Raw genomic sequence first — 23286 nt, forward strand, 5'->3', positions numbered from 1 at the left:
TGTTTATGAGTGATAACGATCTGCACATTGCCGTGATTGGCAGTGGTGGCAGTGCCATGGCCGCCGCTTTGAAGTCGGCGGAACGCGGAGCCCGAGTGACGCTGATCGAGCGTGGTACCATCGGTGGCACTTGCGTCAATGTCGGCTGCGTGCCCTCGAAGATCATGATCCGCGCCGCTCACGTGGCCCATCTGCGCCGCCGCAGTCCGTTCGACGAGGGCATTGCGGCAGTCGAGCCGACCATTGACCGGCCCCGGTTGCTGGCCCAGCAACAGGCCCGGGTCGATGAGCTTCGTCGCGACAAGTATGAGGGCATTCTCGACGACAATTCGGCGATTACTGTCCTGCGGGGTGAGGCCCGTTTTATCGATGCCAATACAGTGCAGGTTACTACACCTGATGGTACGGAACGCGAGGTACGCTTTGACAGAGCGTTCATTGGTACCGGTGCGCGGCCTACCATCCCCCCGGTTCCGGGCCTGTCCGATACGCCGTACTGGACGTCCGCCACGGCACTGGCCAGTGACACCATTCCGGATCGACTAATTGTCATTGGGGCATCCGTCGTGGCAGTGGAGCTGGCACAGGCGTTTGCCCGACTGGGCAGCGAGGTGACCATCCTGGCGCGCAGTCGACTGTTATCCCGGCAGGACCCGGCTGTTGACGAGGCCATTCAAACCGCGTTCAAAGCCGAGGGTGTCAAGGTTCTGAATGACACCCAGGCGAGCCAGATCAGTTATACCAACGAGGAATTCGTGCTCGACACGAACGCCGGGGAACTGCGGGCCGATCAGCTGCTGGTGGCCGTGGGACGCACACCGAACACAGACAGGCTGAACCTGGAGTCTATCGGCGTCGAGACTGATCGCGGGTCCGTTATCGTCAATGAGCAACTCGAGACCCGGGTGCCGGGCATTTACGCTTCCGGCGACTGTACCAATCAGCCCCAGTTTGTTTATGTGGCGGCAGCGGGTGGTAGCCGGGCCGCGATCAATATGACCGGCGGCGATGCCCGCCTGGATCTCAGCGCCATGCCGGAGGTGGTCTTTACCGAGCCACAGATTGCAACCGTCGGTTTATCCGAGGCCGACGCCGATGCAAGTGGCTACGTCACCGACAGCCGTACCCTGACCCTCGACAATGTGCCACGGGCCCTGGTCAACTTTGATACCGGAGGCTTCATTAAAATGGTCGCGGAACGTGAAAGCGGGCGGTTACTGGGTGTGCAATCCGTGGCGGGTGAGGCCGGCGAACTGATCCAGACCGCGGTGATGGCGCTACGCGCCCGCATGACCGTCAACGAGATTGCCGATGAGCTGTTCCCGTACCTGACGATGGTAGAAGGTTTGAAGCTGTGCGCTCAAACGTTTACCAAGGATGTCAAACAACTATCCTGCTGCGCGGGATAAGGCAAGGCCCCGTGAATGATATGCGAGAAATCGTGAATCGGCTGGGCCTGACCGGAGAAGCGGAGGCCACGCTTCATGTGGCGCTATTGCGTGAGCTGGTCCAGGGTCGTCCTGTCACTCTTAAGCGGCTTGCAGCGTCGCTCAACTGGACGACGGACCAGGTGGTGCAGGTGCGGGAACAGCTGCCTTGCGGAACCGTCGAGTATGACGGTCAGGGGTTGGTCGGTTCGTAGCTAATCTGGGCCCAACCGGGCGCCCTTTCTCACCCAATGTGGTCCCACTGCTCAGGATAATTGCGGGCCCAACAGATTAGCTTTGTGAGCCACTACAGATACCTGTTCATCGTATTCTGAGTGCTTCCGGGCAGCGTAGCCAGCCGCGACCACACTCACCATTAGTCGGTGTCCCGGATCAACCTGGCGACTTTGGTCAGTAAGGTGTTTGCGGCGTTGTCCGTAAATTGCTGTCCTTCCTCGATGTAGCCCCGCACCGTCCCGTCATGCTTCCAGCCACCCTGGCGCTTGATCTGCGCAAAGTCGACCTTTTCCCGCGCGGCGGCGGTGGATAGACCGCGCCGGAAGCTGTGACTGCTCAGGGTCGGCACGAAGTCCAGGCCGCAGGTTTCCCCAAGCGCTTTCAGGATTCGGTTCACCGACCCGCCTGAAAGGGCCTGGGATTGCAACCGATCCCAGCGGTTGACGGCGCGGAAGACGGGGCCTTCGTGAATGCCGGCATGCTCTAGCCAGGTTTCGAGGGCGCTGACCGGGCAGACCAGCTCGTTGCCCCGAGGCAGGGCCCGCTTCAGGCCTTCACCGTGAGGGTCTGTTTTAGAGCGCGGCAGGGTCACCACCAGCCCTTCCGGCTCCCACGACAAGTGCTTCACCTCAATCGCTACCAATTCACTGCGGCGAAACGCCCCAAAAAAACCGACCTGCAGCAGGGCCCAGTCACGATGCTTCTTGAGCGAGTCAGGCTGTTGCTGGAGTGTTTCCAGGAAGGCCGCAATGTGTTCGAGGCGCAGCGCCCGGGCTTGCCGTTTCGGCCGACCATGGGCGCGACGAATCCCTTCCAACGTTTTGCGCACGCCGGGGTCTCGAGCGGGATCACGCAATCCCTGAGTCTGGTGCCAGCGCCCCAGGGCCGTCAGGTAAACATCCAGCGTGCGAGGATTAAGCGCGTCTGCCTGATCGGACAGATAGGCCGCAAGGGTCGCCGGCTGTGTCGGGAGACGTCCACCCCAGCGCTCAAAGCTGCGAATGGCCGCACGGTAGGTCCGCCGCGTGTTGTCGGTGGTGGCCATGTGGATGTACCGATTAGCCGTATCGGCTAATACGGTCTTTTCCGCGTTACGTAATGTGGACTTGACGGTGGGTTTTGGATCCATGACCGCTCCAATTCGAGGCGTGCTTTCAAGAGCCGCTGATGTACCGGCGTTACAGGAGCAGGATAGAACAGACCACACACTAACGCACGTTAACGCGCTTTAACGTGCGTTAGGAATCTTAAATAAATTTTGTTAATTATCGAATAAATAATGTAATATTACATATCACGTTATATGATAAAAATGAGGCATGTCATGGCCCGCGCCGGAATTACTTACCAGGATGTCGCCAACGCTGCGCAACGCGTCCGCCAACGCGGTGACGAGCCCACTGTCGACCGGGTGCGATCGGAACTCGGTACCGGCAGTCGCAGCACTCTCGGGCCAATGCTGAAACGTTGGAAAACAGGCAGCGAAGCCGCAGCGGATCTGAACGGACTCCCGGCTGACTTGGTGGCCGCCGTGAAAGCCCTGCATGAGCGAGCTCAATACGCGGCCGATGAACGTATTACGCAGGAGCGCGAAGCGCACCAGACGCTGGAACAGCAGTGGCGCACCGAGCTGGAAGAGGTGCGGCAGCGGTGCGAGTCACTGGAAGAGCAACGCTGCGGGCTGGAGAAGTCCAATGAAGCGCTTCGCAACGAAAGCGATGCCCAGGCCCACGCTCTTCAACAGGAACAGCTCCGGGCGGCCTCACTCACGTCCAAACTGGAGGCAAGTCAGGAGAAACTCAGTGAGACCACTGCAACCGTCCAAGAGATGAAGCAGGAAAACCGCGATATCCGCAGCCATTTCGAGCACTACCAGCAGGAGATTGCCGAGGATCGCCGTCATGAACGGGACCAGTTCCACAGGACCCAGTCAGGGCTGGAGGGTCAGGTGGATCAGCTGACGCAGCAGCTCCGTTCCAGCGAACAGGACCGCGACACGCTGAGACAACATCGCGACCAAATAAACCAGCGCTATGAGGCCAGTCAGGATCACGCTGAAAACTTGAAAGAAAAATTGCACGCGAGCCAGGCCGTCATAACACAATGGGCAACGCGAACAGAAACGCTGGAAGCGACAGTCGACCGCCTCCAGCTGGAGCGAGATAGCGACGCCGAACACAGGGAGAAGCTTGGTGCGGCCCTAACGGATTCTGAAAAACATCTCGCGGCCTGCCAGCAGCGGATCTCCGACCTCAGAGAGCGCGTGGCAGCGGCTGACGACCGAAACCAGTTCCTCAACGATCAGAATCGCGAATTACTGCAGGAAAAAGCTGTCCTCCAGGGTCAGTTGAAACAACTACAAACAAGCCTGGCTAAATAGCCCGCTATTGTCTCGGCCTGATCATCCCTGAGAGTTGCGAGTGATGCCAATCGCGCAAGGAGTAGTTAGATGTCTACCGTGATCTTTGGCAGGCTGCGAGCTGCGGCAAAACGCATTCAGCATGATGCGCTGACGGTTATTTTGTGGCGCGAGACCCGAATACCCCCCATAGTCGTTCGGCTGCTCGCAATCGCAGCGTACGCCATGAGTCCAATTGATCTCATTCCGGACTTCATGCCGATCCTGGGCTATCTTGACGACATTATCTTGGTCCCGCTGGGCATCGTCCTTGTCATCAAGCTGACGCCATCGAATGTGATAGAAGCAAGTCGCTCGAAAGCAGCTAAAGTGGCAATCAAGCCGATCAGCCACGTTGCGGCCGCAGTCGTTATTGGCACATGGCTTTTATGTGCCACGGCTTTTGGCTACTGGGTGTGGGAATACAGCAGGTAACGCATCGTCTGCACGTGATGAAATAGTTAATTTAAGGCTTGTAAAACAGATGGTTAATGCGCTTTTTGGAGGATTTCGTCAGAATCGTTGCCGACCCTCAATTTGAAGTGGTCGCGCTGTCTGTTGACCACGCAGGCATCAGCGTTGTCGAAAAATTCTACCTGGAAACAGGCATCCAGCACCTTCGCAAGTATATTGATCCGTCCACACTGGCGACCTCAACACTGGGCATAGAAGGTGTTCCTACAACGCTGCTGATTTACCATGACGGTCGTGAAATTGGCCGCCTGGTTGGTACTGCGGAATGGGACAGTCCAGCCATGGTGGACTTGATGACCCGGGCCATTGCCGGGGTTCCGGACTGACTGGGTTCACGCAAGGGAAAAAGCGGGTGGTTAATGCTTCAGGCTACTACTGCACGCTCCCTTCGCTGAGTCCTTCGAGAACCCCACAGGCCTCAATTTCCCGATCATCGTTACAACTCGCTCGCAGCGACACGAGTTGTTTCTCCAATACCTGCAGATCGGTTATCTGAGACCGTACATGAGCGATGTGATCATCAAGTAAGGCGTTGATGGCCCTGCAAGGCTGATGGGGCGCGCCCTGATAGTGCTGTAATTCTTGAATTTCAGCCAGTGACAAGTTGAGGATCCTGCAGCGACGGATGAAAGCCAGTCGCTCACCATGCTTCTCGGTATAGACACGGTAACCGTTTTCCTGCCGATCTGGCGGTGGCAACAAGCCCTCCCGTTCGTAGAATCGGACAGTCTGAGTATCGACCCCTACTGACCGTGCCAACTGTCCAATGCGCATCATGCTTCTCCTCAACGTATTCTCTACCCTGTTGACCTTATAGCTACTATATGGTTTTGAATGGTAACACCATATTGTTCAAGTGGAGCCGTGTCATGAGTAAATCTTGTGATGGCCCATGTGGCTGCGGACTGAATTGAGCGGAGCAAAAAAAGGCATGAGCCACAGGGTTGATCTTGATTTCGGAGGCGAGAGCATTGGGTGATAAGTGCGCGCTACTCTTCGACCTATCCACGGGAATGCGCTACAAGACTCTTGTAACGAGGGTGATGGCTTTGCTTGCCGGAGGCGCCATGCCGCTTGCCTTTGCCCCTTTTGGTTGGGCATGGCTTGCGGTGGTCGCTCTGGCCGCATTGTTTGTCCTGACCGCGCAACCTTCAAAGCGTCAGGCGTTATGGTCGGCTTACTTCTTTGGCCTTGGTTACTTCGGTGTAGGTGTCTCCTGGGTCTTCGTCAGCATCAGCCAGTACGGCAATGGCCCCGTGGTGGGGATGTTAGCTACAGCGGCCTTTGTCTCGCTGCTTGCCCTCTTTCCATGGGGCGTCGCGTACCTCGTACGCCGCCTGCACCCTGAGATGGATGCGACGGCCCTCTGGCTAGGGCTACCAGCGACATGGGTGTTGAGTGAATGGATGCGCACCTGGTTCTTAACCGGCTTTCCCTGGCTCTTTGTCGGCTACAGCCAGACCGACACCACACTCGCCACTATCGCGCCTGTCTTTGGTGTGCTTGGCGTGAGTTTTCTGGTGGCCTTGCTCGCTGGCGGCCTGGCTTGGGTTGTTTTAAATCCAAGCCTGCGCCGTGCAGCGGTAGCCGGTGCCGTGTTAACCGCTACTCTTGCCAGCTTGCAGCTCCTGGATCATGAGTGGACGCAGCCAGCCGCTGATCCTATCAATATTGCCCTCTTGCAAGGAAACATCGCGCAAGACAGAAAATGGGACCCGGATTCACGGGGAATCACGCTGGACCGTTATCAGGCGCTTACGAAGCAGCATCTCGGGGCCGACATTGTGATTTGGCCAGAAACGGCAATCCCGATGTGGCATGACGAGGCTAGAGAATATCTTGCTGAGCTTAAGGCGTTAGCCGATCAGGCAGGCACCTCGTTGATGATTGGCGTCCCGATACGCGAGGAGGACGGTCGCACCTACAACGCGGTGACAAGCCTCTCCGATCCCTCAGGCTTCTACTACAAACGTCACCTGGTGCCCTTCGGTGAGTATGTTCCGTTTCGGGAGTTTTTGGGTTCGTCCCTCGACGTGCTCGGGGCGCCCATGTCCGATTTCACACCGGGACGGGAAGCGCACGTCCTGAAGGCAGCAGGGGTGCCTGTAGGGGCACTCATCTGCTACGAGGCGGTCTTTGGTGCTGAAGTCACGGAGTTTCTGCCCGAAGCGCAGTTGCTGGTGAATGTCAGTAACGATGCCTGGTTCGGCAGCTCGCTCGGCCCTTTCCAGCACTTTCAGATGGTCCGCATGCGTGCCATCGAAACCGGACGTGACCTACTGCGAGCCACGAACACGGGTATCACAGCAGCTGTCAGCTACGAGGGAAAGGTTCTTACACGCGCTCCTCAATTCCGCGTAGCCACCCTCAGTGCCGAAGTGACCCCCAGAACTGGCGCAACCCCTTATGTGCGCTGGCGGGATTGGCCTGTCCTTGGCGTGATCGCACTCGGACTCGGCTTGCTCCTGCTTCGTCGAATTCGGCAGTATCATCGCTTGGGTACATGACAGCGAGCAGATTTTAAATCGGATGAGGAGGAAGGGATTTGTCTACATGTGGCAATTGGCTATCAAGAAAAAAGCTCACAAGCCGGGAAAGCGATGCGTTGCTGTGGCTCTCGCTCCTGTTAATATTGGCGGCGTCTATATGGAGAAGAGATATGAGCACTCAAACAACCTTCTGTTTAAGGATGCAAGCGGCCAATGGCGGGGTCAGACCGGACGTTTCAGTCGGGAATCGTGGGAAGGGCTGGAATAGCTGAATGATCGATCACATTCCCTCTTTACTCATCGCCAGCCAGCTCTTAATGGCGACAGTGGCAGGTTTGCTGCTCAACCTGACGCCCTGCGTTTTGCCCGCGATTCCTATTAAGGTCCGGACTATCTTACGAGAGGCGGGCAGCCAACGATCGCACCGCGTGCTGGCCGCATTGGCGTTCACCGCAGGAACACTCGCGTTTTTCTTGACGCTGGGCGGATTGACCGCATTTCTTCAGTGGAGCTGGGGCACTTTGTTTCAGTCCGCGGTGTTCGTTGGTATCCTTGTTGCCTTGCTGGTCGGGTTTGCGGTGGTCACGTGGCTGGATTTGCCCATTCCGATCCCGTCGTTCGCCGCCTCGGCCCATGGCCGGCGTTACTCTGAAGCATTCTTATCGGGGTTATTGAGTGCGGTTTTGGCTGCACCTTGTGCTGGTCCTTTCCTGGGTGGAGTCCTAGCCTTTGCCGTTACCCAGCCGGCGCCGGTAACTATGGGGATATTCGGCAGTATCGGGCTGGGGTTGTCGCTGCCCTACGCGGCACTGATCCTCAAACCCAAGTGGCTGAGCCGGTTGCCCAAGGCGGGGCCCTGGACTCTGGCCATTCGAGAAGTGCTCGCGCTGATATTGCTGGCCGCCGCCGTCTTTTTCAGCGCGAGCCTGGTGCCCAAAGCGGTATACCCCTGGCTGTGGTGGGCCTGGCTGGCGCTGGTGCTGGTCTGGGGTCTCCGTCGTTTCGTTCAGGGGAGCGGTGCCGTTCGCGTGATCACTGCAACGGCGACAGGCCTTGCCCTTGCGGTGACAGTGGTATTCGCATCTCCGTTGGGCAGCGGCGAAGACGAACTTGTCTGGCAGCCCTACTCCGCAGAACTCCTGGCGGACACAAAAGCCCGGGACACACCGTATTTGCTGGAGTTCACTGCCGATTGGTGCATCAACTGCAAGGTCCTGGAGCGCACCGTGTATAAAGAGCCCGCTGTGGCTGAAGCCGTAGCGCGGGCCGGCATGGTGCCGATTCAGGTTGATGTGACAGCAAGCGATCCCGAAAAAGACGCATTGTTAACCGCAACGGGAGGGCAGGCTTTACCTTTTGCGGCGATTTTTGACGCTGACGGCACCGTTGTCGCCCGTTTCACTGGGCTATTTGATACCGACAGCCTGGTCGAGGCGATCAACCGCACCGAGAACTCACAACGCTAGCTACTGGAGATGAACCATGACAACCCGAACCAAAGTATTGCTGACCGGCGTAGCGGTTTTTCTGATCGCGATCGCGGCGTTCACGTTGATCGGTACCAATTCCGGAAACGCTCCTGGCTCGGCCCAGACCGAACGAGCCAATTCCGACCCCCAGGCGCCAGTTGCCCGCACGGGGTTGGCAGATTCTTCCGATAAGGTCCGCCTCAATCTTGCGGAAGGCGGCAAAGCCCTGATAGGGGAGACCGGTGAAATTATTCTGACACTGGACATTGAATCGGGCTGGCACGTGAACGCCAACCCGGCCTCCATGGAGTTACTGATTCCCACCGTCGCCAGTTCTTCGGTCAACGGTCAGTCGCTTGACATCCCGACCCAGTACCCCCGCGGCAGGGTCAGTGACATCACACTGGGTGACACCGCCCTGGAGGTGTACGACGACGGTGCGAGTATCCGGCTGCTGCCAGACGAAAAACAGACCGCCGCGCTGAAAGAGGCAGGCAAGCTAGACATGACGGTACGGGTACAGGCCTGCAGTGACGAGGGCGTTTGCCTGGCACCAGCTGACCTGCCCGTTGCGCTGAATCTGGACGATATCAAGCCACAATAAACCGGGACTCCCTTCGGAAAACAACTCAAATGGAGAATGACTGTGAACAGTGTATTCAGAATTGCTGATTGCCATGGTTGCCCAGGTCAGCACCAATGCCATGGCCCATTCCATGGAAGATGTGGAGGCCTCGTTGAACGAGAAAGAGCGGTATGCCCAGTTTGTGGATCAGCCGGCCCCTGAATTTGATCTTACAGGCGTTGATGGCAATACCCTTGCCCTTGCCGACTTAAACGGCAAAACCGTTGTGCTTAACTTTCTCTACACGCGCTGTACCGAGGCCTGCCCTTTGCATATGAACCTGATCCGGCAGTTGCAAACCGGGGTTGAAGAAGAAGGGCTGAGTGAAGAGGTGGTGTTCATCACCATTGCCACGGACCGGGAAGATGTTGCAGGCACCCGGAGAAACATGCGTGCCTACGGCGAGAATTTCGATCTGAATCCCCGCAACTGGCAATTCCTCTACCGAGCCAGGATGGAACCACCTGAACTGACACCAGAACTTGCTAAAGCCTACGGCGTTCAGTTCAGGGATACGGGTGAGGGTGTACAGGTCCATGGTGTGGTAACCCACGTGATTGACCCGGAAGGGCAGATGCGGGCCCGGTTCCATGGATTGAAATTCAAGCCTGAACACCTGGTGACCTACCTGACGGCCATTGCCAAAGGCCCCAGCGCGGCAGCCGATGATGGGTTCTGGGGCCGACTGCACGGGCGTATTGAAGCGTTGTTACAAAGCGAATAACGCTCGGGGCGCCATGCGGGCAGCAAACCGACCACTGTAATCAGGAGAAATGTCCAATGAGTCACCAGCACATATCCGCCGCCCGGGGAATCGCCGCAGTTCTTTTCGCGCTTGTTATTTCCATGACCGCTCCAGTTTTTGCAGCTGGGAAGGTTCCGAAGTCGGTGGGGCCCCAGGGTTTCCTGATCTGGGAGTCCCCTCGCACTCTGCCCGAGCTGGCTTTTGAAGACGAAGTCGGCAGGCCGCTGACACTGGCTGACTTTAAGGGTAAGGCGATATTGCTCAATATCTGGGCGACTTGGTGCCTGCCTTGCCGTGAGGAAATGCCGACGCTGGACTCACTTCAGGCTCAACTGGGCGGCGAGCAATTTGAAGTGGTCGCGCTGTCTGTTGACCACGCAGGCATCAGCGTTGTCGAAAAATTCTACCTGGAAACAGGCATCCAGCACCTTCGCAAGTATATTGATCCGTCCACACTGGCGACCTCAACACTGGGCATAGAAGGTGTTCCTACAACGCTGCTGATTAATCATAACGGTCGCGAAATTGGCCGCCTGGTAGGTGCCGCGGAATGGGACAGCCCGGCCATGGTGGATTTGATGACCCGTGCGATCTCCGAGGTTCCGGACTGACCGCGGGCCACGCCGACTGGACCAGGGGACACCTAATATTTCAATATAGCAATAGGTATTGAGATATTGAAATGAAGCAGAAGCTGTAAGGGCGTTTGGGGCGATTTCTCAAGAAACACGACTTCGCATCGTTAGACTACTGGTGGTGAAAGGAGCCAATGGATTATCGGCTGGTGAGATAGGAGACGCGCTAGGTGGTGTCTCATCATCGCGACTCTCTTTCATCTCAACCATCTAGAACACGCAGGCCTTTTAGAAAAACGACGCCAGGGGCGTTCAATAATTTACAGTGCTATTTTTCCTGTACTTGCTGATCTCATAGCGTTTCTGATGCACGACTGCTGCGATGGGCACTGTGCTTATTGCGACAAAGCCATCGAGTTGTTCGCGCAGTGTGAAGGTCGCCCAACCTCACCGGGCACGGTGGACTCCAAGATATGATCAGATTCATCTATTTTGTGGAGTCTAATCTTGTTTGGTTCGTTATCACTTTAGCTGGTTTGGTCTTAGTATTCCCAGGGTTAGGAACGCACCTAGAGCCCTTTATCGGTCCACTGCTCGCGCTGCTGATGCTTGTCATCAGTCTTACCTTCGACGCACATGCCGTTCGAGTGGTCTTTCGCAAACCTTCAAGGCAATTTTTAGCACTAGGTCTGGTCTATGGTCCGATGTCGATTGCCGGTTTTCTGACTGGCCGTTTATTTTTCGGGAACGGACCTCTTGCAGCAGGTCAAACGTTGCTTGGCACATTGCCGACAGATGTTTCGTCTCCGCTGCTGGTATTAATGGCGCGGGGGAATGTTGCCTTAGCAGCCGTTTTTAATGCGGTCAATACAGCACTATCGCCATTCATTGTTCCATTCGTTTTTTTATGGCTGACTGGAATACAGCTGGAAGTTCCTCTCGGGGCAATCATCTTTGAATTAGCCTTGATCGTTCTCGTTCCCACTGTTGTTGGAGTGAGCTTACGCACAGGATTTCCAGATTTTTTTGCACGCCATGATTCAACGTACGCGGGAATTGGATCAATCATATATCTTCTGATACTACTGGCTGTAGTAGGCCCAAACGCAGAAACTATCATTGGTTATGGCTGGTACGCTTTTTTGATTGCTGGAGCAGCCCTGAGTCTTAATCTGATTGGCTACCTGATAGGAATGTCCTCACGGTTGCTAACCTCTGACCGGAAAGAAGTGATTACCTATCTCTTCACCGTGAGCAAAAAAGAATTTAGCATTGCTGCTGCTTTTGTCGCCGCATCTGGCTTACCTTCAGAAATTGCGATTCCTGCCGCATTCTTTGCAGTGATACAAATGATCACTTCACCCATTGCCGCTAAGATCCTTGCACGGCACGGCTTACTACGATTCCGAGCGAGCGATCAGCACTAAGGATCTTGGTATTGTTTCAGCGCCGAATTACCAATGAACTACTGGCAACAGTTGATGCAGCCTTTTCAACGAAACAAGACATGATGAAGTGCTTGCTCCATCTGCCGACTACTCAGGCTACGTGTTGCCGAAAAACTCTGCCAGGGAGCGGATGTTCAGCACCTACGCAAGTATCTTGATCTTTCCGCGCTGGCTACCCTAATACTGAGCATAAGTGCTTCAGGCTACTGCTGCATGTTTCCTTCGCTGAGCCCTTCGAGAACCCCGCAGGCCTCAATTTCCCGATCATCGTTACAACTTGCTCGCAGCGACACAAGTTGTTTCTCCAGTACCTGCAGATCGGTTATCTGAGACCGTACCTGAGCGATGTGATCATCAAGCAAGGTGTTGATGGCCCTGCAAGGCTGATGGGGCGCGCCCTGATAACGCTGTAACTCGTGAATTTCAGCGAGTGATAGCTCAAGTATTCTGCAGCGCCGGATGAAGGCCAGTCGCTCAACATGCCGTTCAGTGTAAATACGGTAGCCGTTGTCCTGACGATCCGGCGGTGGTAACAAGCCCTCTCGCTTATAGAAACGGATGGTCTGGGTGTCAACCCCTACGGACCGCGCCAACTGACCAATGCGCATCGGGTGTCTCCTCAACAAATGGTATCTGCTCTATTGACCTTATAGTGGCTATATGGTTTTAAATCATAATCCGACAATACTCAAGTGGAGCCGTATCATGAGTAAATCCTGTGAAGACGCCTGTGGCTGCGACGCAACGTCCGCCGAGGGTAACGCCGGGTCGGAGGCCTCTGAAGCGTCCGGCAACTGGATCAGTGTGTATACCGTACCGAAGATGGATTGTCCTTCGGAGGAACGGATGATTCGACTGGCCCTGAATGGTTTTGAAGACATTCGCGGGCTGTCCTTCGACCTGTCTGATCGGCGGTTGAAGGTTGTGCACGATGGCGAGGCTGAGCCTATCACCGCGAAGCTGGCGACCCTCGGGCTGGGAGCTTCGCTTCAGGAAACGGCCGCTGCCGACCCTGAATCAATCAAGGCGCTCGGGGGTACGGCTATCTCGGCCGAGCAGGAGTCGGGCACCCTGCGTTGGTTGCTCGGTATCAATGCTGTCCTGTTTGTGGCGGAAATGACGGCCGGCCTGATCGCGCACTCCACCGGTTTGATTGCAGAATCCCTGGACAATTTTGCCGACGCGGCCGTGTATGGGCTCGCCCTGTATGCGGTTGGGCACAGCGTGAAAACGCAGGTGCGTGCGGCGCATCTCGCGGGCGTACTCCAACTGATACTGGCTGTAGGCGTACTTGCAGAGGTGGTGAGGCGCTTTGTCTTCGGCAGTGAGCCGGAGTCGCTGGTAATGATGGGGATTGCGTTCATTGCATTGATCGCCAATACCACCTGTCTGCTGCTGATATCCAAACATCGGGAGGGTGGGGCGCACATGAAGGCGAGCTGGATATTCTCAGCCAACGACGTGGTCATCAACCTGGGGGTCATTACCGCCGGCGCACTGGTGGCTTGGACTGGCTCCAATTATCCGGACCTGATCATCGGCAGCATCGCGGGGGTCATTGTACTCAACGGTGCCAGGCGCATCCTGGCGCTCAAGGGTTAAAATGTCCATCGCTGGCAAAAAGTTCTTGCCGTATACCCTGCTGGCTATTTCCGGCCTGATCGCAGCGTCTGACCAGGTTGTAAAATGGCTGGTCCAGCAGTCAATGGCGTATGGCGAGTCGATTCCGGTGACCCCGTTCTTTAACTGGGTTCATGTCTGGAACACCGGCGCCGCATTCAGTCTGTTTGCCGATGGTGGAGGCTGGCAGCGCTACTTTCTTATCGCAATCGCGGTAGTGGTCTCGATCGTACTGATCAGGTTGATTCTTCAGTGCCGCCGCAGGGGAGAAGCCATCGCGTACAGTCTTATTCTTGGCGGTGCCGTGGGCAACCTGATTGACCGGATATTTCGTGGCTATGTTGTGGATTCCTTTGATGTCTATTGGCAATCCTGGCACTGGCCAGCCTTTAACCTTGCCGATATCGCCATTGTGCTGGGCACCGTGCTTTTCCTCTATGTCAGTTTCATACCCGAAAAATCGGGCACGAACGCCGCACCGGATGGATCTGGCTGAAAAAACGTGTGACAAACGCCTTTACCTTAAAGTTGACTTTGAACATATCGTCTGTGTTGACGAACCGAGAACGAAAGCCAAAGCAAAGGAGAATGAAACGATGACATTGCAACTTGGAGAAACCGCTCCCGATTTCACCGTCGCATCCACCGAGGGAAACATTCAGTTTCATGAGTGGCTGGGAGACGACTGGGCCGTGCTGTTTTCACACCCCGCCGACTACACTCCCGTCTGTACCACAGAGCTCGGCGCCTTCGCCAAGCGCAAGGACGAGTTCGCCAGTCGCGGCGTGAAGCTGATCGGGGTGTCTGTCGACCCGCTCGATTCCCATAACGACTGGGCGAAGGATATCGAGAAAACCCAGGGCACAGGGCTTAACTTTCCTCTCCTGGCAGACAAGGATCAGGTGGTTGCAGACCTTTACGGAATGATCCATCCAAAAGCCGACCCCAAAGTGACTGTTCGTACGGTATTCATTATTGATTCCGCGAAGAAAATCCGTCTGATGCTGACGTATCCACCCAGCACCGGGCGCAATCTGGACGAGATCCTGCGCGTTATTGACTCGCTCCAGCTAACCGACAACCATAAAGTGGCCACGCCGGTGGACTGGAAAAATGGCGAGGATGTGATCATCGTTCCGTCGCTCTCCAACGAAGAGGCCAAAAAACGCTTCCCTGAGGGATGGGATGAGCAGACACCGTATCTGCGCGTTACCCGCCAACCTGGCCGGAAGTGATAAGGCGTTCGCCAGCCGGTCGTGCGGCTGGCGAACGAAGCAATACCTGAGAACCCCTCATCGATAGGTTCGGTCATCGCCGAACCCTTAACCTACCCGAACAGGGTCCAGAAATGCTTACCTTGACAGTCCCTGAAGTTGGTCTATTCGCCTTACTGATTGCACTTTGCCTGTCGCTGCTTCAGGCGACCGTGCCCCTTCTGGGAGCCGCCACCCGGCGCCCGTTGTGGATGGCTTTCGCAGAGCCCATGGCGTGGGGGCAATTTGCCTTTCTGCTGGTTTCTTATGCCAGCCTGACCGCCAGTTTTCTTCTGGATGATTTCAGCGTGGACTATGTGGCCCGTAATTCGAACTCGATGCTGCCCTGGTACTACAAGTTCACCGCCGTCTGGGGATCTCATGAAGGCTCGGTGTTGTTGTGGAGTCTGATTCTCAGTGGCTGGGGCTTTGCCGTCAGTCTGTTTTCCCGCGAGTTGCCACGGGACATGCTGGCACGGGTTCTGGGTGTTCTGGGTGTCGTCAGCGCAGGGTTTCTGCTTTTTATCGTCGTTACGTCCAGCCCCTTCGAGCGCTTGCTGCCGGGCATACCAACCGACGGTGCCGATCTGAATCCGTTGTTGCAGGACGTCGGCCTCATCATCCATCCGCCGATGCTTTACATGGGTTATGTGGGTTTTTCAGTGGTCTTTGCTTTTGCCATCGCTGCGCTGATTGAGGGGCGTCTCGATGCGGCCTGGACGCGCTGGGTTCGGCCGTGGACCAACATTGCCTGGGCTTTTCTCACCCTCGGCATCGCTCTGGGTAGCTGGTGGGCCTACTATGAGCTGGGTTGGGGCGGCTGGTGGTTCTGGGATCCGGTGGAAAATGCATCGCTCCTGCCCTGGCTGAGCGGGACAGCGCTGATACATTCACTGGCGGTCACGGAAAAACGCGGCACGTTCAAGAGCTGGACGGCACTGCTGGCGATTTTCACGTTCTCACTCTCGTTACTGGGCACCTTCCTGGTGCGCTCAGGGGTACTGACCTCGGTTCATGCCTTTGCCAATGATCCATCTCGGGGGCTCTTCATTCTGGCGTTGCTGGGAATAACGGTCGGCGTCTCGCTTTTGATCTTTGCGCTACGGGCGCCGCGAATGAGCGCCAATGCGGGCTTTAGCTGGCTTTCCCGGGATGCTCTGTTGCTGATCAACAATATTTTGCTGGTCATCATGACGATCACGGTCCTGATGGGCACCCTGTACCCCTTGATCCTGGATGCACTCGGGCTGGGCAAGGTCAGTATCGGCGCGCCTTACTTTAATAGCCTGTTCGTGCCACTGACCGTCATGCTGTGTGCCTTTATGGGGCTGGGGCCGGTCTCACGCTGGAAGCAGATGCCCGGTCGGGAGCTGTTCCGGCGACTACTGGGGGCGGGCTTGGCCGCACTGGCGATTGCGATATCGATACCGTTTCTTTACAACGGCCAGTGGAATGTCGCCGTGGCGCTGGGGATGGTGGCGGCCCTGTGGGTAGTACTGGCGTTGGTGCGCGACCTGTTTGATAAAGTCCGCAATGCGTCCTCTGCGCTGTCCGGATTGCGTAAGTTGACCCCTTCATACTGGGGCATGGTGGTCGGCCACGTGGGCCTGGCCGTCACCATCGTGGGCGTGGTGATGGTGTCGAACTACGCCATGGAGCGTAATGTGCGGCTTGATATCGGTGAGCAGGTGAATCTGGGCGGGTACGATTTTACGCTGACCGAACTGGGCGAGCGTCGGGGGCCCAACTTCCTCGCCGATACGGCGACCATCGAGGTTGCCCGTGAAGGCCGGATTGTCACCACCCTGTACCCGGAGAAGCGCCTGTACATTGCCCGAGGGCAGCCGATGACCGAAGTCGCACTCGACCCCGGCCTGTTGCGGGACCTTTACGTGGCCATGGGGGAGGAACTGGACGACGGCAGCTGGGCAATGCGCCTACAGGTCAAGCCATTTGTACGCTGGCTTTGGCTGGGTGCGCTGCTGATGGCCTCCGGGGGCGTGCTGGCCGTGGCAGACCGTCGCTACCGTCGTCGCCGTGCAGTCGCCGCTAATGGGGAATCGATGAGGCCGACGCGCGAGGTCCGCGCATGATACGCCGACTGTTGCTGCTGCTTCCTTTTCTGGTATTCGTTGGCCTGGCCTTCTTTTTGTACCGGGGGCTTTCGCTGGATCCCAGTGCTCGCGAGTCAGCCCTGATAGGCCAGGCGTTTCCCGCGTTCACGCTCCCGACGCTGGAGGACCCTGATACCGAGGTGGATGAATCCCTGCTTCGCGGGCAGATATCTCTGGTCAATGTCTGGGCATCCTGGTGCCCGACCTGCAAGGAGGAAATGCCCCAGCTACTGGCGCTCTCCGAGCGCGGCATTCAGATGGTGGGCATCAACTATAAAGACGCCCGTGACCTGGGGCGACAGTTTCTCGAAGAGTTCGGAAAACCTTTCGAGGTCAACATCTTCGATCCTGCCGGTGACCTGGGTTTTGAAATTGGCGTGTATGGCGTGCCCGAAACCTTCCTGGTCGACGCAGACGGTATCGTTCGATACAAGCACGTTGGGTACATAACGCCCGCCCAGGTGGATGAAGTCATGATGGAGGTAGAGAAATGGCGCTAACCCTGAAGATCCGTTGCTGTGTGGTCATCGTGCTTTTGATGGCCTCGTTCCAGTCGATGGCGGATACGGCAATTGATGCGCGTCATTTCGAGGATCCGGTGATGGCGGAGCGTTATCGCGACCTTACGGCGTCATTGCGGTGCCCTAAATGTGATGCTCAAGCCATCGACAGCTCCGATTCGCCGGTGGCGGCGGACATGCGGGAGCGGGTAGCGCTGATGCTTCATGAGGGGCGTGCGGATAAGGAAATTCTTGATTTCATGGCTAATCGTTTTGGCGAGTTCGTTCTTTACAATCCGCGCCTTGACGGGCGCACGTGGCTGCTTTGGGCATTGCCGGCAGCGCTGGTAGCAGGAGGCGCCCTGGTTGTGATTGCCTTTGTCCGGGCACGCAGGCACCGGCGAGTGCGGCCGCTCTCCGAGGAGGAGCGTACCCGCCTGTCCTCTTTGATTCATCGTCATCGTGAGAGGTCGGAATGACTATGCTCTGGTTAAGTATCGGCACACTGTTGCTTATAGCGCTGTGGTTCCTGAGTCTACCGTTGCGAAGAGCAAGGGCGATCCATGACTGGCAGCAGCGGTTTGAGGCCGATGATCACGCTGAGGCGCAAAACCTGGCCGTCTATGAACGCCGGCTTTCAGCCCTGAAAAGCGCCCGCGATCGCGGCGAGATTGACGTCGCCCGTTTTGAAGAAGGCCGCCACGAGCTGGACCGCAATCTGCTGGAGGACACCGAGGCCCATCGCCGAATGCCTCTCAGGCGCCCCCTGTCAGGACGTTTGATGATTCCACTGGTGATAACGGCAGTCATGGCTGCCAGCATGATCGGCTATCGATGGCTGGGTGCCGATGGCGATCTGGCGCTGCATGCCGCCCAGCAGGACGTGCTCAACACGCCCGGTGCCTCAATGAAAACCCTGGTTGGTCGGCTCGAAGAGGAAGCCGGGACTCAGCCGGATAATCCCAAGGTCTGGTCCTTGCTGTTTCCGCTTTACCAGAAAATCGGTCAACCGGGTCAGGCGATTGACGCCCTGGAACGACTGATCGAACTGGAAGGCCGCAGAGTAGATCTTCTGGCCCAACTGGCTCAGATAAAATTCTTTGTGGCCGGGCGCAGCCTGACCGATGAAGTGCATGCGCTGATCGACGAAATACTCGACAAGGATCCACGTGAGCCAACGGCGCTGGGCATACTGGGGGTCGAGGCCTTTGACGATGGCCGCTATGAACAGGCGATCGGTTACTGGCGCCGGGCGTTGGCTGGCTTCGAGGATTCCGCCTCCGCAGAGGCCATTCGTAAAGGTACCGCTGTTGCTGAGCAGCGGCTGGAACAGTCTGCCAATGAAGCTGGCCTTGTTGTTGATTAAAACCCGGACACACTTTCATAAACAGAGTCAGGACGGCCAATGTTTATGCCGACCTCGACATTCCTAATGCTGATGAAATGCAGATAAAGGCCCAACTGGCCTCCCAGATCGGCGAAATCATCAAGACCCACAAATGGAAACAGGGCCAAGCGGCAGAAGTGATTGGCATGCCTCAGTCCAAGGTATCCAAGATGCTTCGGGGCCAATTTCGAGGCATCAGTGAAGCCATGATGCTCGAATGCCTGACGCGGCTCGGGCTCGATGTACAGATTGTGATCGGCGCTGACAGCCACTCTACAACGCCAGGCCGGGTTTCCGTCGTCGCCGCCTAGCGTCACCCAGGGCCACAGGACCTGCCGGACGCGGTGCCGGCGATGTGACTCTTGGAGGTGATGCGGCTGGGCCTCGAGGTACTGCAGGACGTGACCTTTTGGAGGTAACAGGATCCGTACCAGGTCTGAGAACTCGTGTGAACTGTTTTGTCCGGAAGGGAGTTAAGGAATTGGTGCGGCCTGCAGCTTGCGAGGAAGTGGCGAGGTTTGGAAGCACCTTGGACCTGATTAAAGCAAAGCTTGCCGTCGAATCCCTACAGTCCAATCTTAAGGATGTTGCTCTCGAACTCAGCCACGGCAGAAGTCCTACTGAACTGAGCGTCCTCCTCAGCGACTACATCAACTTGGCGCTGGAGGAACTCGGCAGCGCCTCTATTTCTATCGAGCGCTGACAAGATATGGGCGGAATGAGTTCATATGGGAATGCGGCGCAGTGAATCGCCCCTAGTTTCGTAGACACCTCCAGGCCTTATAATCGAGGCACCCAGGAGGTCCAATGAGCAACCCACGCTACACCGAAGAATTCAAAATCGAAGCCGTCAAGCAGGTGGCAGATCGAGGCCATTCCGTTGCCGAGGTCGCCGCTCGATTAGGCGTGTCGGCACACAGCCTGTATCAATGGCTCAAGCGCTACGATAAGCCCACCGCCCAGCGACAGCAGGATGACGATCTCCAGGCTGAGAACCGGCGATTGAAGGCCGAGCTCAAACGCGTATCAGAAGAGCGCGATATATTAAAAAAGGCCACCGCGTACTTCGCCAGAGAGTCCGACTGAGGTACGCGTTTATTCAGAGCCAAGTGGACAAATATCCCGTGCGCCGCCTGTGCAAGATGATGACAGTGCACCCCAGTGGTTACTATGCCTGTTGTCGCAACAAGCTATCTGACCGTGCTCGGGAAGATCAGCGCCTGTTGGGCCAGATAAAACACTCATGGCTTGAAAGCGGCGGCGTGTATGGCTATCGCAAAATTCATCTGGATCTTCGTGAAGCTGGCGAGACCTGCGGTAAGCACCGGGTGGCCCGGCTAATGCGCGGCGAAGGACTGCGGTCTCAGACCGGCTATCGGCGCCGTCGAGGCTACTACAGCGGTAAACCTGCTGTTGTCTCACCGAACCACCTAGATCGTCAGTTTGAAGTGTCGGCGCCCAATGTTGCCTGGGTGACAGATATAACTTACATCCGCACCTACGAAGGCTGGCTGTATTTGTTCGTGGTTATCGACCTGTTCTCTCGCCAGGTCGTTGGCTGGTCGATGAAGCCGCGCATGACTTCGGATTTGGCGCTGGACGCTCTGTTAGCGGCAGTATGGCGCCGTAAACCGTCAGGGTCCGTAATGGTCCATTCGGATCAAGGTAGTCAATTCAGTAGCGGTGATTGGCAGAGCTTTCTGAAAGCGAATCATCTGGTGGGCAGCATGAGTCGTCGCGGTAACTGCCATGACAATGCAGTCGCCGAAAGCTTCTTTCAGTTGCTCAAACGGGAGCGCATTAAGCGGCAGATCTATCCGACACGTGAGGCTGCAAGGCGCGATGTGTTCAATTATATTGAGATGTTTTACAACCCAAGGCGCCGACACGGCACGAGTGGTGACCTGTCACCGGTCGAGTACGAAAAGCGTCACTACCAGAGCCTGACGGGTGTCTAGGATACCGGGGGCGATTCACAGAGCGCCTGCTACCTGTTAAGAGAGGGCACTAGTCCGCTACGCTATCCGTCTGGATATTGCGATCATTTATTGCGAAATTGCGTGCACCTGACCATCCATTTGCATTGCTACTGACTCATCAATCGGCAGGATTGCAGTCCTTCATTGGGGGCAACAGCAAGGCGGGGTCGCAGTCTAGCGAGATGGCGATCCGGTATAGCTTCTGAACGGTGATATTCACCTCTCCGCGCTCAATGCGCCCCATATAGCTACGGTCGATATTGCAAGCAAGCGCGAGCGCATCTTGAGAAATTCGACAAGCCATTCTCTGCATCCGGATGCGAGCTCCCATTGCTTCAGCCAGTAGCTCCATAAACGCCTCAATGTAATTTGAGGCAGAACTATCCAGTGTTTGCGGACTCGTAGGCCACGGACTATAATCCGTATTGGCTTTCTTTGTTGGGCTGACAGCTTGAGATTCGGTCCCCTCAGCTTCGACAGGTGACTACGCAAGCTGCTCCTGTACGAGCAGCACTGGCGATTCATAAACCCCGATTAACTGGATATTTGTGCCAAGCGTTTAACCGGACCATGTTTTCGACTTGACGAGATGTGCTGTCATAGCACGAAAAGCCCCATTGAATGCTTCGTAATGGTTTGCTAGTGGCTTGCGCTTCCAGGATCACCAACTAGCTATAGAGCCGACGATGAAGATTTTTAGGTGATGATATGGCGGTGAAACTAGAGTTTTTAACCGAGGATCAGCAAGCAATCCATTTTGCTAAACGGTACTGGGCAATGGACGCCGAGGGTCTTTATCTGGAGAGAGTGGCCGAGCTTCTGCCGTTTAGAGATATCACTAAACCTGGGGTGGTTGCTAAATATATCCGCGAGATCTGTCAGGCATTCGATGAAAACCAAAGTTGTCCTGTATGTGACGGTGCAATGCCTATCAACGGTCGGGCGGATGTGAAGAAAACACCACGTCGAGCCTACCAAACTTGCGATATTTGCCTGGAGCGCCGGGGAAAAGAGCTTGCAGGCAGAAGGGCTGCAGAGCGAGCAGAACTGGAGAGGCATCTAGGGCCCCATATCTATGATATGCAGAACAAAACGGTTTCCTACAAGGGCTTTACGGATGACACGATAATTGTATTGCAGGCAATTAGCATACTGATTGGTCCACGATTGTTGCTTGGAACGTTCTGTCTTAGCGATTGTGAGCAGCTGACCCCTATGGGGGCGCGTGATTTTATTGATCGCCTTTATACGGAAGAGGTGTTGGTAGACGACCCCACTGACGCCCCCAACGGGACCTATCTCGTAGAAAAAGGCAAATTACTGATAAAGAAATCTACAGCTCGTTATTTGCTGCCCCCTGATACAGGTAGGGGACGCGAACCAGAAGCGATCCGAGAGTTATTTGATAGGGAGTTTTCGGACGCTAATGCGCTGACTAATCTCTGGCTTGATTTTGCAGTCACTGATGTTATGAGATACATGGACAATCAGTGCTCACTTCACAATCACGATCTGGATCAAGAGGCAATCCAGAAAGTCGAGGGTTTGGTACGGCACGGGTTACGCACCTTCAGCGTATCTCAAATGTGGTTCATTATTTGGAAGGTCACAAGGGATGCTGCGGCTCTAGCCAGCCGCATTTATTACAGTCACGAGAAGGCAACTGCGACGATTCCCACAAAAATACATAAGCAGTTAGAAGCGGCTTATCAAGGTGCAACGCTGCGTAATGACTGGGGTCGGCCAGAACCCCATATCGCTGGTGCTATTGGGCAGGTATTCAATTCGCAGTTTGGTATGAATGAGCTTACCAAAGGTGCAGAAGTTCTAAGGCTGTTCTCGGCTATCAGTGATAAACGAAAAGGAGAAGGAGATCTCTACAAGTTGGCAGCCAGTTTTATGAAGGAAACATTGGAAGGACAAGATTCGGTTGCGGCTCTAGATGCGTTCGCCGTGCTTATACGTTCAGGCTTGTCGACGGAGGATGCGATCCTAGAAATCGTAAACCGCGGTGCATAAGCTATTCCGGCATACCATTCACTTCAGTTTGATGCCTGGTTAAGGCCGATTTTAAACCCATTCCTTGGCCAGTAAATCCCAAAAGCACGAAAATGGTATTGGCAAACATGCCGACTAATAACGCGATAAACGTCCCTTTGCGCGAGGTTCACCATGACATTACATTCCGCGACCCCTACGCTAACGGAAGAACCTCTTCTATTGGTGGTTGATCTTGAAGCGACATGCTGGAAGGATCAAATCAGTCCAGATGGCGAACCTCAGAGCGTTTTCAACATGGAGATCATTGAGCTGGGATGTGCAATTGCAACTCGCCAAGGCAAGTTGCTGGACTCTCTATCGCTTTTGGTTAGGCCGGTCAGAAACCCTATTCTCAGCGATTTCTGCAAAACGTTGACTGGTGCGTATTCCGGCGAACGTGACCGGTCATTCCGGTGATCGTGACCGATTTGCACACGGCCTTCACGCTGGAACGGGTTTTGTACTCTGAGCGGTCACGATGGGTCAATCGATACCGCGTTTTGAGC

At 55.8% G+C, this 23286-nt stretch carries 26 protein-coding genes; 22 read left to right on the forward strand and 4 right to left on the reverse strand.

The genetic code is table 11. From position 1 onward, the window contains the following. Nucleotides 1–5: 5 nt before the first annotated feature. Both merA and EF096_RS18040 read left to right on the forward strand, forming a co-directional pair. Nucleotides 6–1409, forward strand: coding sequence for a mercury(II) reductase (merA, locus tag EF096_RS18035; protein WP_123891169.1), 1404 nt, complete (start codon nt 6–8; stop codon nt 1407–1409). Between the two features lie 20 nt (nt 1410–1429). Further along, complete coding sequence (locus EF096_RS18040; protein ID WP_223305241.1) at nt 1430–1642, forward strand: hypothetical protein; 213 nt, start codon at nt 1430–1432, stop codon at nt 1640–1642. A gap of 161 nt (nt 1643–1803) precedes the next feature. Here the strand turns inward: EF096_RS18040 and EF096_RS18045 are convergent, their stop codons facing one another. Continuing rightward, a complete protein-coding gene (locus tag EF096_RS18045) occupies nt 1804–2793 on the reverse strand; it encodes a site-specific integrase (RefSeq protein WP_063091982.1) in 990 nt (329 codons plus the stop codon). A gap of 195 nt (nt 2794–2988) precedes the next feature. Between EF096_RS18045 and EF096_RS18050 the strand changes: the two genes are divergently transcribed. From EF096_RS18050 to EF096_RS18060, 3 genes are all read left to right on the forward strand, one after another. Next, a complete protein-coding gene (locus EF096_RS18050; protein WP_158611314.1) occupies nt 2989–4044 on the forward strand; it encodes a DNA-binding protein in 1056 nt (351 codons plus the stop codon). A 69-nt stretch (nt 4045–4113) separates the two neighbouring features. Further along, complete coding sequence (locus EF096_RS18055) at nt 4114–4497, forward strand: YkvA family protein (RefSeq protein ID WP_023007037.1); 384 nt, start codon at nt 4114–4116, stop codon at nt 4495–4497. 56 nt (nt 4498–4553) lie between these two features. Further along, nucleotides 4554–4862 (forward strand): TlpA family protein disulfide reductase, encoded by a 309-nt coding sequence (locus EF096_RS18060; RefSeq protein ID WP_235869791.1) that lies wholly within the window; start codon nt 4554–4556, stop codon nt 4860–4862. A 46-nt stretch (nt 4863–4908) separates the two neighbouring features. On the opposite strand, the gene cadR (EF096_RS18065) is transcribed toward EF096_RS18060, so the two are convergent. Then, nucleotides 4909–5310: a Cd(II)/Pb(II)-responsive transcriptional regulator gene (gene cadR, locus EF096_RS18065; RefSeq protein ID WP_022964291.1), complete on the reverse strand. Its 402-nt coding sequence runs from the start codon at nt 5308–5310 to the stop codon at nt 4909–4911. A gap of 293 nt (nt 5311–5603) precedes the next feature. Here cadR (EF096_RS18065) and lnt point away from each other — a divergent pair, with 293 nt between their 5' ends. The 6 genes from lnt to EF096_RS18100 all read left to right on the forward strand — a co-directional run bounded on the left by lnt (nt 5604) and on the right by EF096_RS18100 (nt 11866). Next, complete coding sequence (lnt, locus tag EF096_RS18070) at nt 5604–7043, forward strand: apolipoprotein N-acyltransferase (RefSeq protein ID WP_036992120.1); 1440 nt, start codon at nt 5604–5606, stop codon at nt 7041–7043. A gap of 257 nt (nt 7044–7300) precedes the next feature. Next, nucleotides 7301–8491: a protein-disulfide reductase DsbD family protein gene (locus EF096_RS18075; RefSeq protein WP_096346804.1), complete on the forward strand. Its 1191-nt coding sequence runs from the start codon at nt 7301–7303 to the stop codon at nt 8489–8491. 16 nt (nt 8492–8507) lie between these two features. After that, complete coding sequence (locus EF096_RS18080) at nt 8508–9098, forward strand: protein-disulfide reductase DsbD domain-containing protein (protein ID WP_096346787.1); 591 nt, start codon at nt 8508–8510, stop codon at nt 9096–9098. A 61-nt stretch (nt 9099–9159) separates the two neighbouring features. Beyond that, nucleotides 9160–9843, forward strand: a complete 684-nt coding sequence (locus EF096_RS18085; protein ID WP_235869792.1) for an SCO family protein — start codon at nt 9160–9162, stop codon at nt 9841–9843. Nucleotides 9844–9899: 56 nt separating this feature from the next. Beyond that, nucleotides 9900–10475 carry a TlpA family protein disulfide reductase gene (locus EF096_RS18090; protein WP_123891172.1) on the forward strand — a complete coding sequence of 192 codons (576 nt, stop codon included), beginning with the start codon at nt 9900–9902 and terminating at the stop codon, nt 10473–10475. A gap of 437 nt (nt 10476–10912) precedes the next feature. Further along, complete coding sequence (locus EF096_RS18100; RefSeq protein WP_058089841.1) at nt 10913–11866, forward strand: bile acid:sodium symporter family protein; 954 nt, start codon at nt 10913–10915, stop codon at nt 11864–11866. Nucleotides 11867–12090: 224 nt separating this feature from the next. Here the strand turns inward: EF096_RS18100 and cadR (EF096_RS18105) are convergent, their stop codons facing one another. Next, a complete protein-coding gene (gene cadR, locus EF096_RS18105) occupies nt 12091–12495 on the reverse strand; it encodes a Cd(II)/Pb(II)-responsive transcriptional regulator (protein WP_123891173.1) in 405 nt (134 codons plus the stop codon). A 97-nt stretch (nt 12496–12592) separates the two neighbouring features. Between cadR (EF096_RS18105) and EF096_RS18110 the strand changes: the two genes are divergently transcribed. From EF096_RS18110 to EF096_RS18150, 10 genes are all read left to right on the forward strand, one after another. Beyond that, on the forward strand, nt 12593–13489 hold the full coding sequence (locus tag EF096_RS18110; protein ID WP_123891174.1) for a cation transporter: 897 nt from the start codon (nt 12593–12595) through the stop codon (nt 13487–13489). Nucleotide 13490: 1 nt separating this feature from the next. Further along, entirely contained in the window at nt 13491–14003 is a 513-nt protein-coding gene (gene lspA, locus EF096_RS18115) for a signal peptidase II (RefSeq protein ID WP_123891175.1), read from the forward strand. 100 nt (nt 14004–14103) lie between these two features. Next, on the forward strand, nt 14104–14742 hold the full coding sequence (locus tag EF096_RS18120) for a peroxiredoxin (protein ID WP_123891182.1): 639 nt from the start codon (nt 14104–14106) through the stop codon (nt 14740–14742). Between the two features lie 113 nt (nt 14743–14855). Continuing rightward, nucleotides 14856–16853 carry a heme lyase CcmF/NrfE family subunit gene (locus tag EF096_RS18125; RefSeq protein WP_123891176.1) on the forward strand — a complete coding sequence of 666 codons (1998 nt, stop codon included), beginning with the start codon at nt 14856–14858 and terminating at the stop codon, nt 16851–16853. Next, nucleotides 16850–17374 carry a DsbE family thiol:disulfide interchange protein gene (locus EF096_RS18130; protein WP_022964277.1) on the forward strand — a complete coding sequence of 175 codons (525 nt, stop codon included), beginning with the start codon at nt 16850–16852 and terminating at the stop codon, nt 17372–17374. The genes EF096_RS18125 and EF096_RS18130 overlap by 4 nt, the downstream gene beginning before the upstream one ends. Then, nucleotides 17365–17853, forward strand: coding sequence for a cytochrome c-type biogenesis protein (locus EF096_RS18135; RefSeq protein WP_011784903.1), 489 nt, complete (start codon nt 17365–17367; stop codon nt 17851–17853). The genes EF096_RS18130 and EF096_RS18135 overlap by 10 nt, the downstream gene beginning before the upstream one ends. Before the next feature lie 2 nt (nt 17854–17855). Continuing rightward, entirely contained in the window at nt 17856–18740 is an 885-nt protein-coding gene (gene ccmI, locus EF096_RS18140; protein ID WP_218565796.1) for a c-type cytochrome biogenesis protein CcmI, read from the forward strand. Between the two features lie 17 nt (nt 18741–18757). Further along, entirely contained in the window at nt 18758–19072 is a 315-nt protein-coding gene (locus tag EF096_RS18145) for a helix-turn-helix domain-containing protein (RefSeq protein ID WP_372237935.1), read from the forward strand. A gap of 218 nt (nt 19073–19290) precedes the next feature. Further along, the gene (locus tag EF096_RS20335) at nt 19291–19464 is read left to right on the forward strand and encodes a hypothetical protein (protein ID WP_158611315.1); all 174 of its coding nucleotides are present in this window, start codon (nt 19291–19293) and stop codon (nt 19462–19464) included. A 104-nt stretch (nt 19465–19568) separates the two neighbouring features. Then, nucleotides 19569–20719, forward strand: a protein-coding gene (locus EF096_RS18150) for an IS3 family transposase (protein ID WP_123891179.1) whose coding sequence is annotated in 2 segments (ribosomal slippage) — nt 19569–19812 and nt 19812–20719 — 1152 coding nt in all. Because the reading frame shifts where the segments join, the coding sequence is not laid out codon by codon here. 139 nt (nt 20720–20858) lie between these two features. On the opposite strand, the gene EF096_RS18155 is transcribed toward EF096_RS18150, so the two are convergent. Next, the gene (locus EF096_RS18155; RefSeq protein ID WP_123891180.1) at nt 20859–21092 is read right to left on the reverse strand and encodes a helix-turn-helix domain-containing protein; all 234 of its coding nucleotides are present in this window, start codon (nt 21090–21092) and stop codon (nt 20859–20861) included. A gap of 356 nt (nt 21093–21448) precedes the next feature. Between EF096_RS18155 and EF096_RS18160 the strand changes: the two genes are divergently transcribed. Then, nucleotides 21449–22759, forward strand: coding sequence for a hypothetical protein (locus tag EF096_RS18160; protein ID WP_123891181.1), 1311 nt, complete (start codon nt 21449–21451; stop codon nt 22757–22759). Nucleotides 22760–23286 lie beyond the last annotated feature (527 nt).

Source organism: Pseudomonas neustonica (genome assembly GCF_003797945.1).
Lineage (GTDB): Bacteria > Pseudomonadota > Gammaproteobacteria > Pseudomonadales > Pseudomonadaceae > Halopseudomonas > Halopseudomonas neustonica.

What these genes read in the sequence shown, in the direction of transcription:
- lnt (WP_036992120.1), top strand. Translation starts at nt 5,604, where the DNA reads ATGCCGCTTGCCTTTGCCCCTTTTGGTTGGGCATGGCTTGCGGTGGTC.
- EF096_RS18055 (WP_023007037.1), top strand. Translation starts at nt 4,114, where the DNA reads ATGTCTACCGTGATCTTTGGCAGGCTGCGAGCTGCGGCAAAACGCATT.
- EF096_RS18060 (WP_235869791.1), top strand. Translation starts at nt 4,554, where the DNA reads ATGCGCTTTTTGGAGGATTTCGTCAGAATCGTTGCCGACCCTCAATTT.
- cadR (WP_022964291.1), bottom strand. Translation starts at nt 5,310, where the DNA reads ATGCGCATTGGACAGTTGGCACGGTCAGTAGGGGTCGATACTCAGACT.
- lspA (WP_123891175.1), top strand. Translation starts at nt 13,491, where the DNA reads ATGTCCATCGCTGGCAAAAAGTTCTTGCCGTATACCCTGCTGGCTATT.
- EF096_RS18045 (WP_063091982.1), bottom strand. Translation starts at nt 2,793, where the DNA reads ATGGATCCAAAACCCACCGTCAAGTCCACATTACGTAACGCGGAAAAG.
- EF096_RS18160 (WP_123891181.1), top strand. Translation starts at nt 21,449, where the DNA reads ATGGCGGTGAAACTAGAGTTTTTAACCGAGGATCAGCAAGCAATCCAT.
- EF096_RS18040 (WP_223305241.1), top strand. Translation starts at nt 1,430, where the DNA reads ATGCGAGAAATCGTGAATCGGCTGGGCCTGACCGGAGAAGCGGAGGCC.
- EF096_RS18080 (WP_096346787.1), top strand. Translation starts at nt 8,508, where the DNA reads ATGACAACCCGAACCAAAGTATTGCTGACCGGCGTAGCGGTTTTTCTG.
- EF096_RS18120 (WP_123891182.1), top strand. Translation starts at nt 14,104, where the DNA reads ATGACATTGCAACTTGGAGAAACCGCTCCCGATTTCACCGTCGCATCC.
- merA (WP_123891169.1), top strand. Translation starts at nt 6, where the DNA reads ATGAGTGATAACGATCTGCACATTGCCGTGATTGGCAGTGGTGGCAGT.
- ccmI (WP_218565796.1), top strand. Translation starts at nt 17,856, where the DNA reads ATGCTCTGGTTAAGTATCGGCACACTGTTGCTTATAGCGCTGTGGTTC.
- EF096_RS18110 (WP_123891174.1), top strand. Translation starts at nt 12,593, where the DNA reads ATGAGTAAATCCTGTGAAGACGCCTGTGGCTGCGACGCAACGTCCGCC.
- EF096_RS18155 (WP_123891180.1), bottom strand. Translation starts at nt 21,092, where the DNA reads ATGGAGCTACTGGCTGAAGCAATGGGAGCTCGCATCCGGATGCAGAGA.
- EF096_RS18100 (WP_058089841.1), top strand. Translation starts at nt 10,913, where the DNA reads ATGATCAGATTCATCTATTTTGTGGAGTCTAATCTTGTTTGGTTCGTT.
- EF096_RS18130 (WP_022964277.1), top strand. Translation starts at nt 16,850, where the DNA reads ATGATACGCCGACTGTTGCTGCTGCTTCCTTTTCTGGTATTCGTTGGC.
- EF096_RS18090 (WP_123891172.1), top strand. Translation starts at nt 9,900, where the DNA reads ATGAGTCACCAGCACATATCCGCCGCCCGGGGAATCGCCGCAGTTCTT.
- cadR (WP_123891173.1), bottom strand. Translation starts at nt 12,495, where the DNA reads ATGCGCATTGGTCAGTTGGCGCGGTCCGTAGGGGTTGACACCCAGACC.
- EF096_RS18125 (WP_123891176.1), top strand. Translation starts at nt 14,856, where the DNA reads ATGCTTACCTTGACAGTCCCTGAAGTTGGTCTATTCGCCTTACTGATT.
- EF096_RS18050 (WP_158611314.1), top strand. Translation starts at nt 2,989, where the DNA reads ATGGCCCGCGCCGGAATTACTTACCAGGATGTCGCCAACGCTGCGCAA.
- EF096_RS18135 (WP_011784903.1), top strand. Translation starts at nt 17,365, where the DNA reads ATGGCGCTAACCCTGAAGATCCGTTGCTGTGTGGTCATCGTGCTTTTG.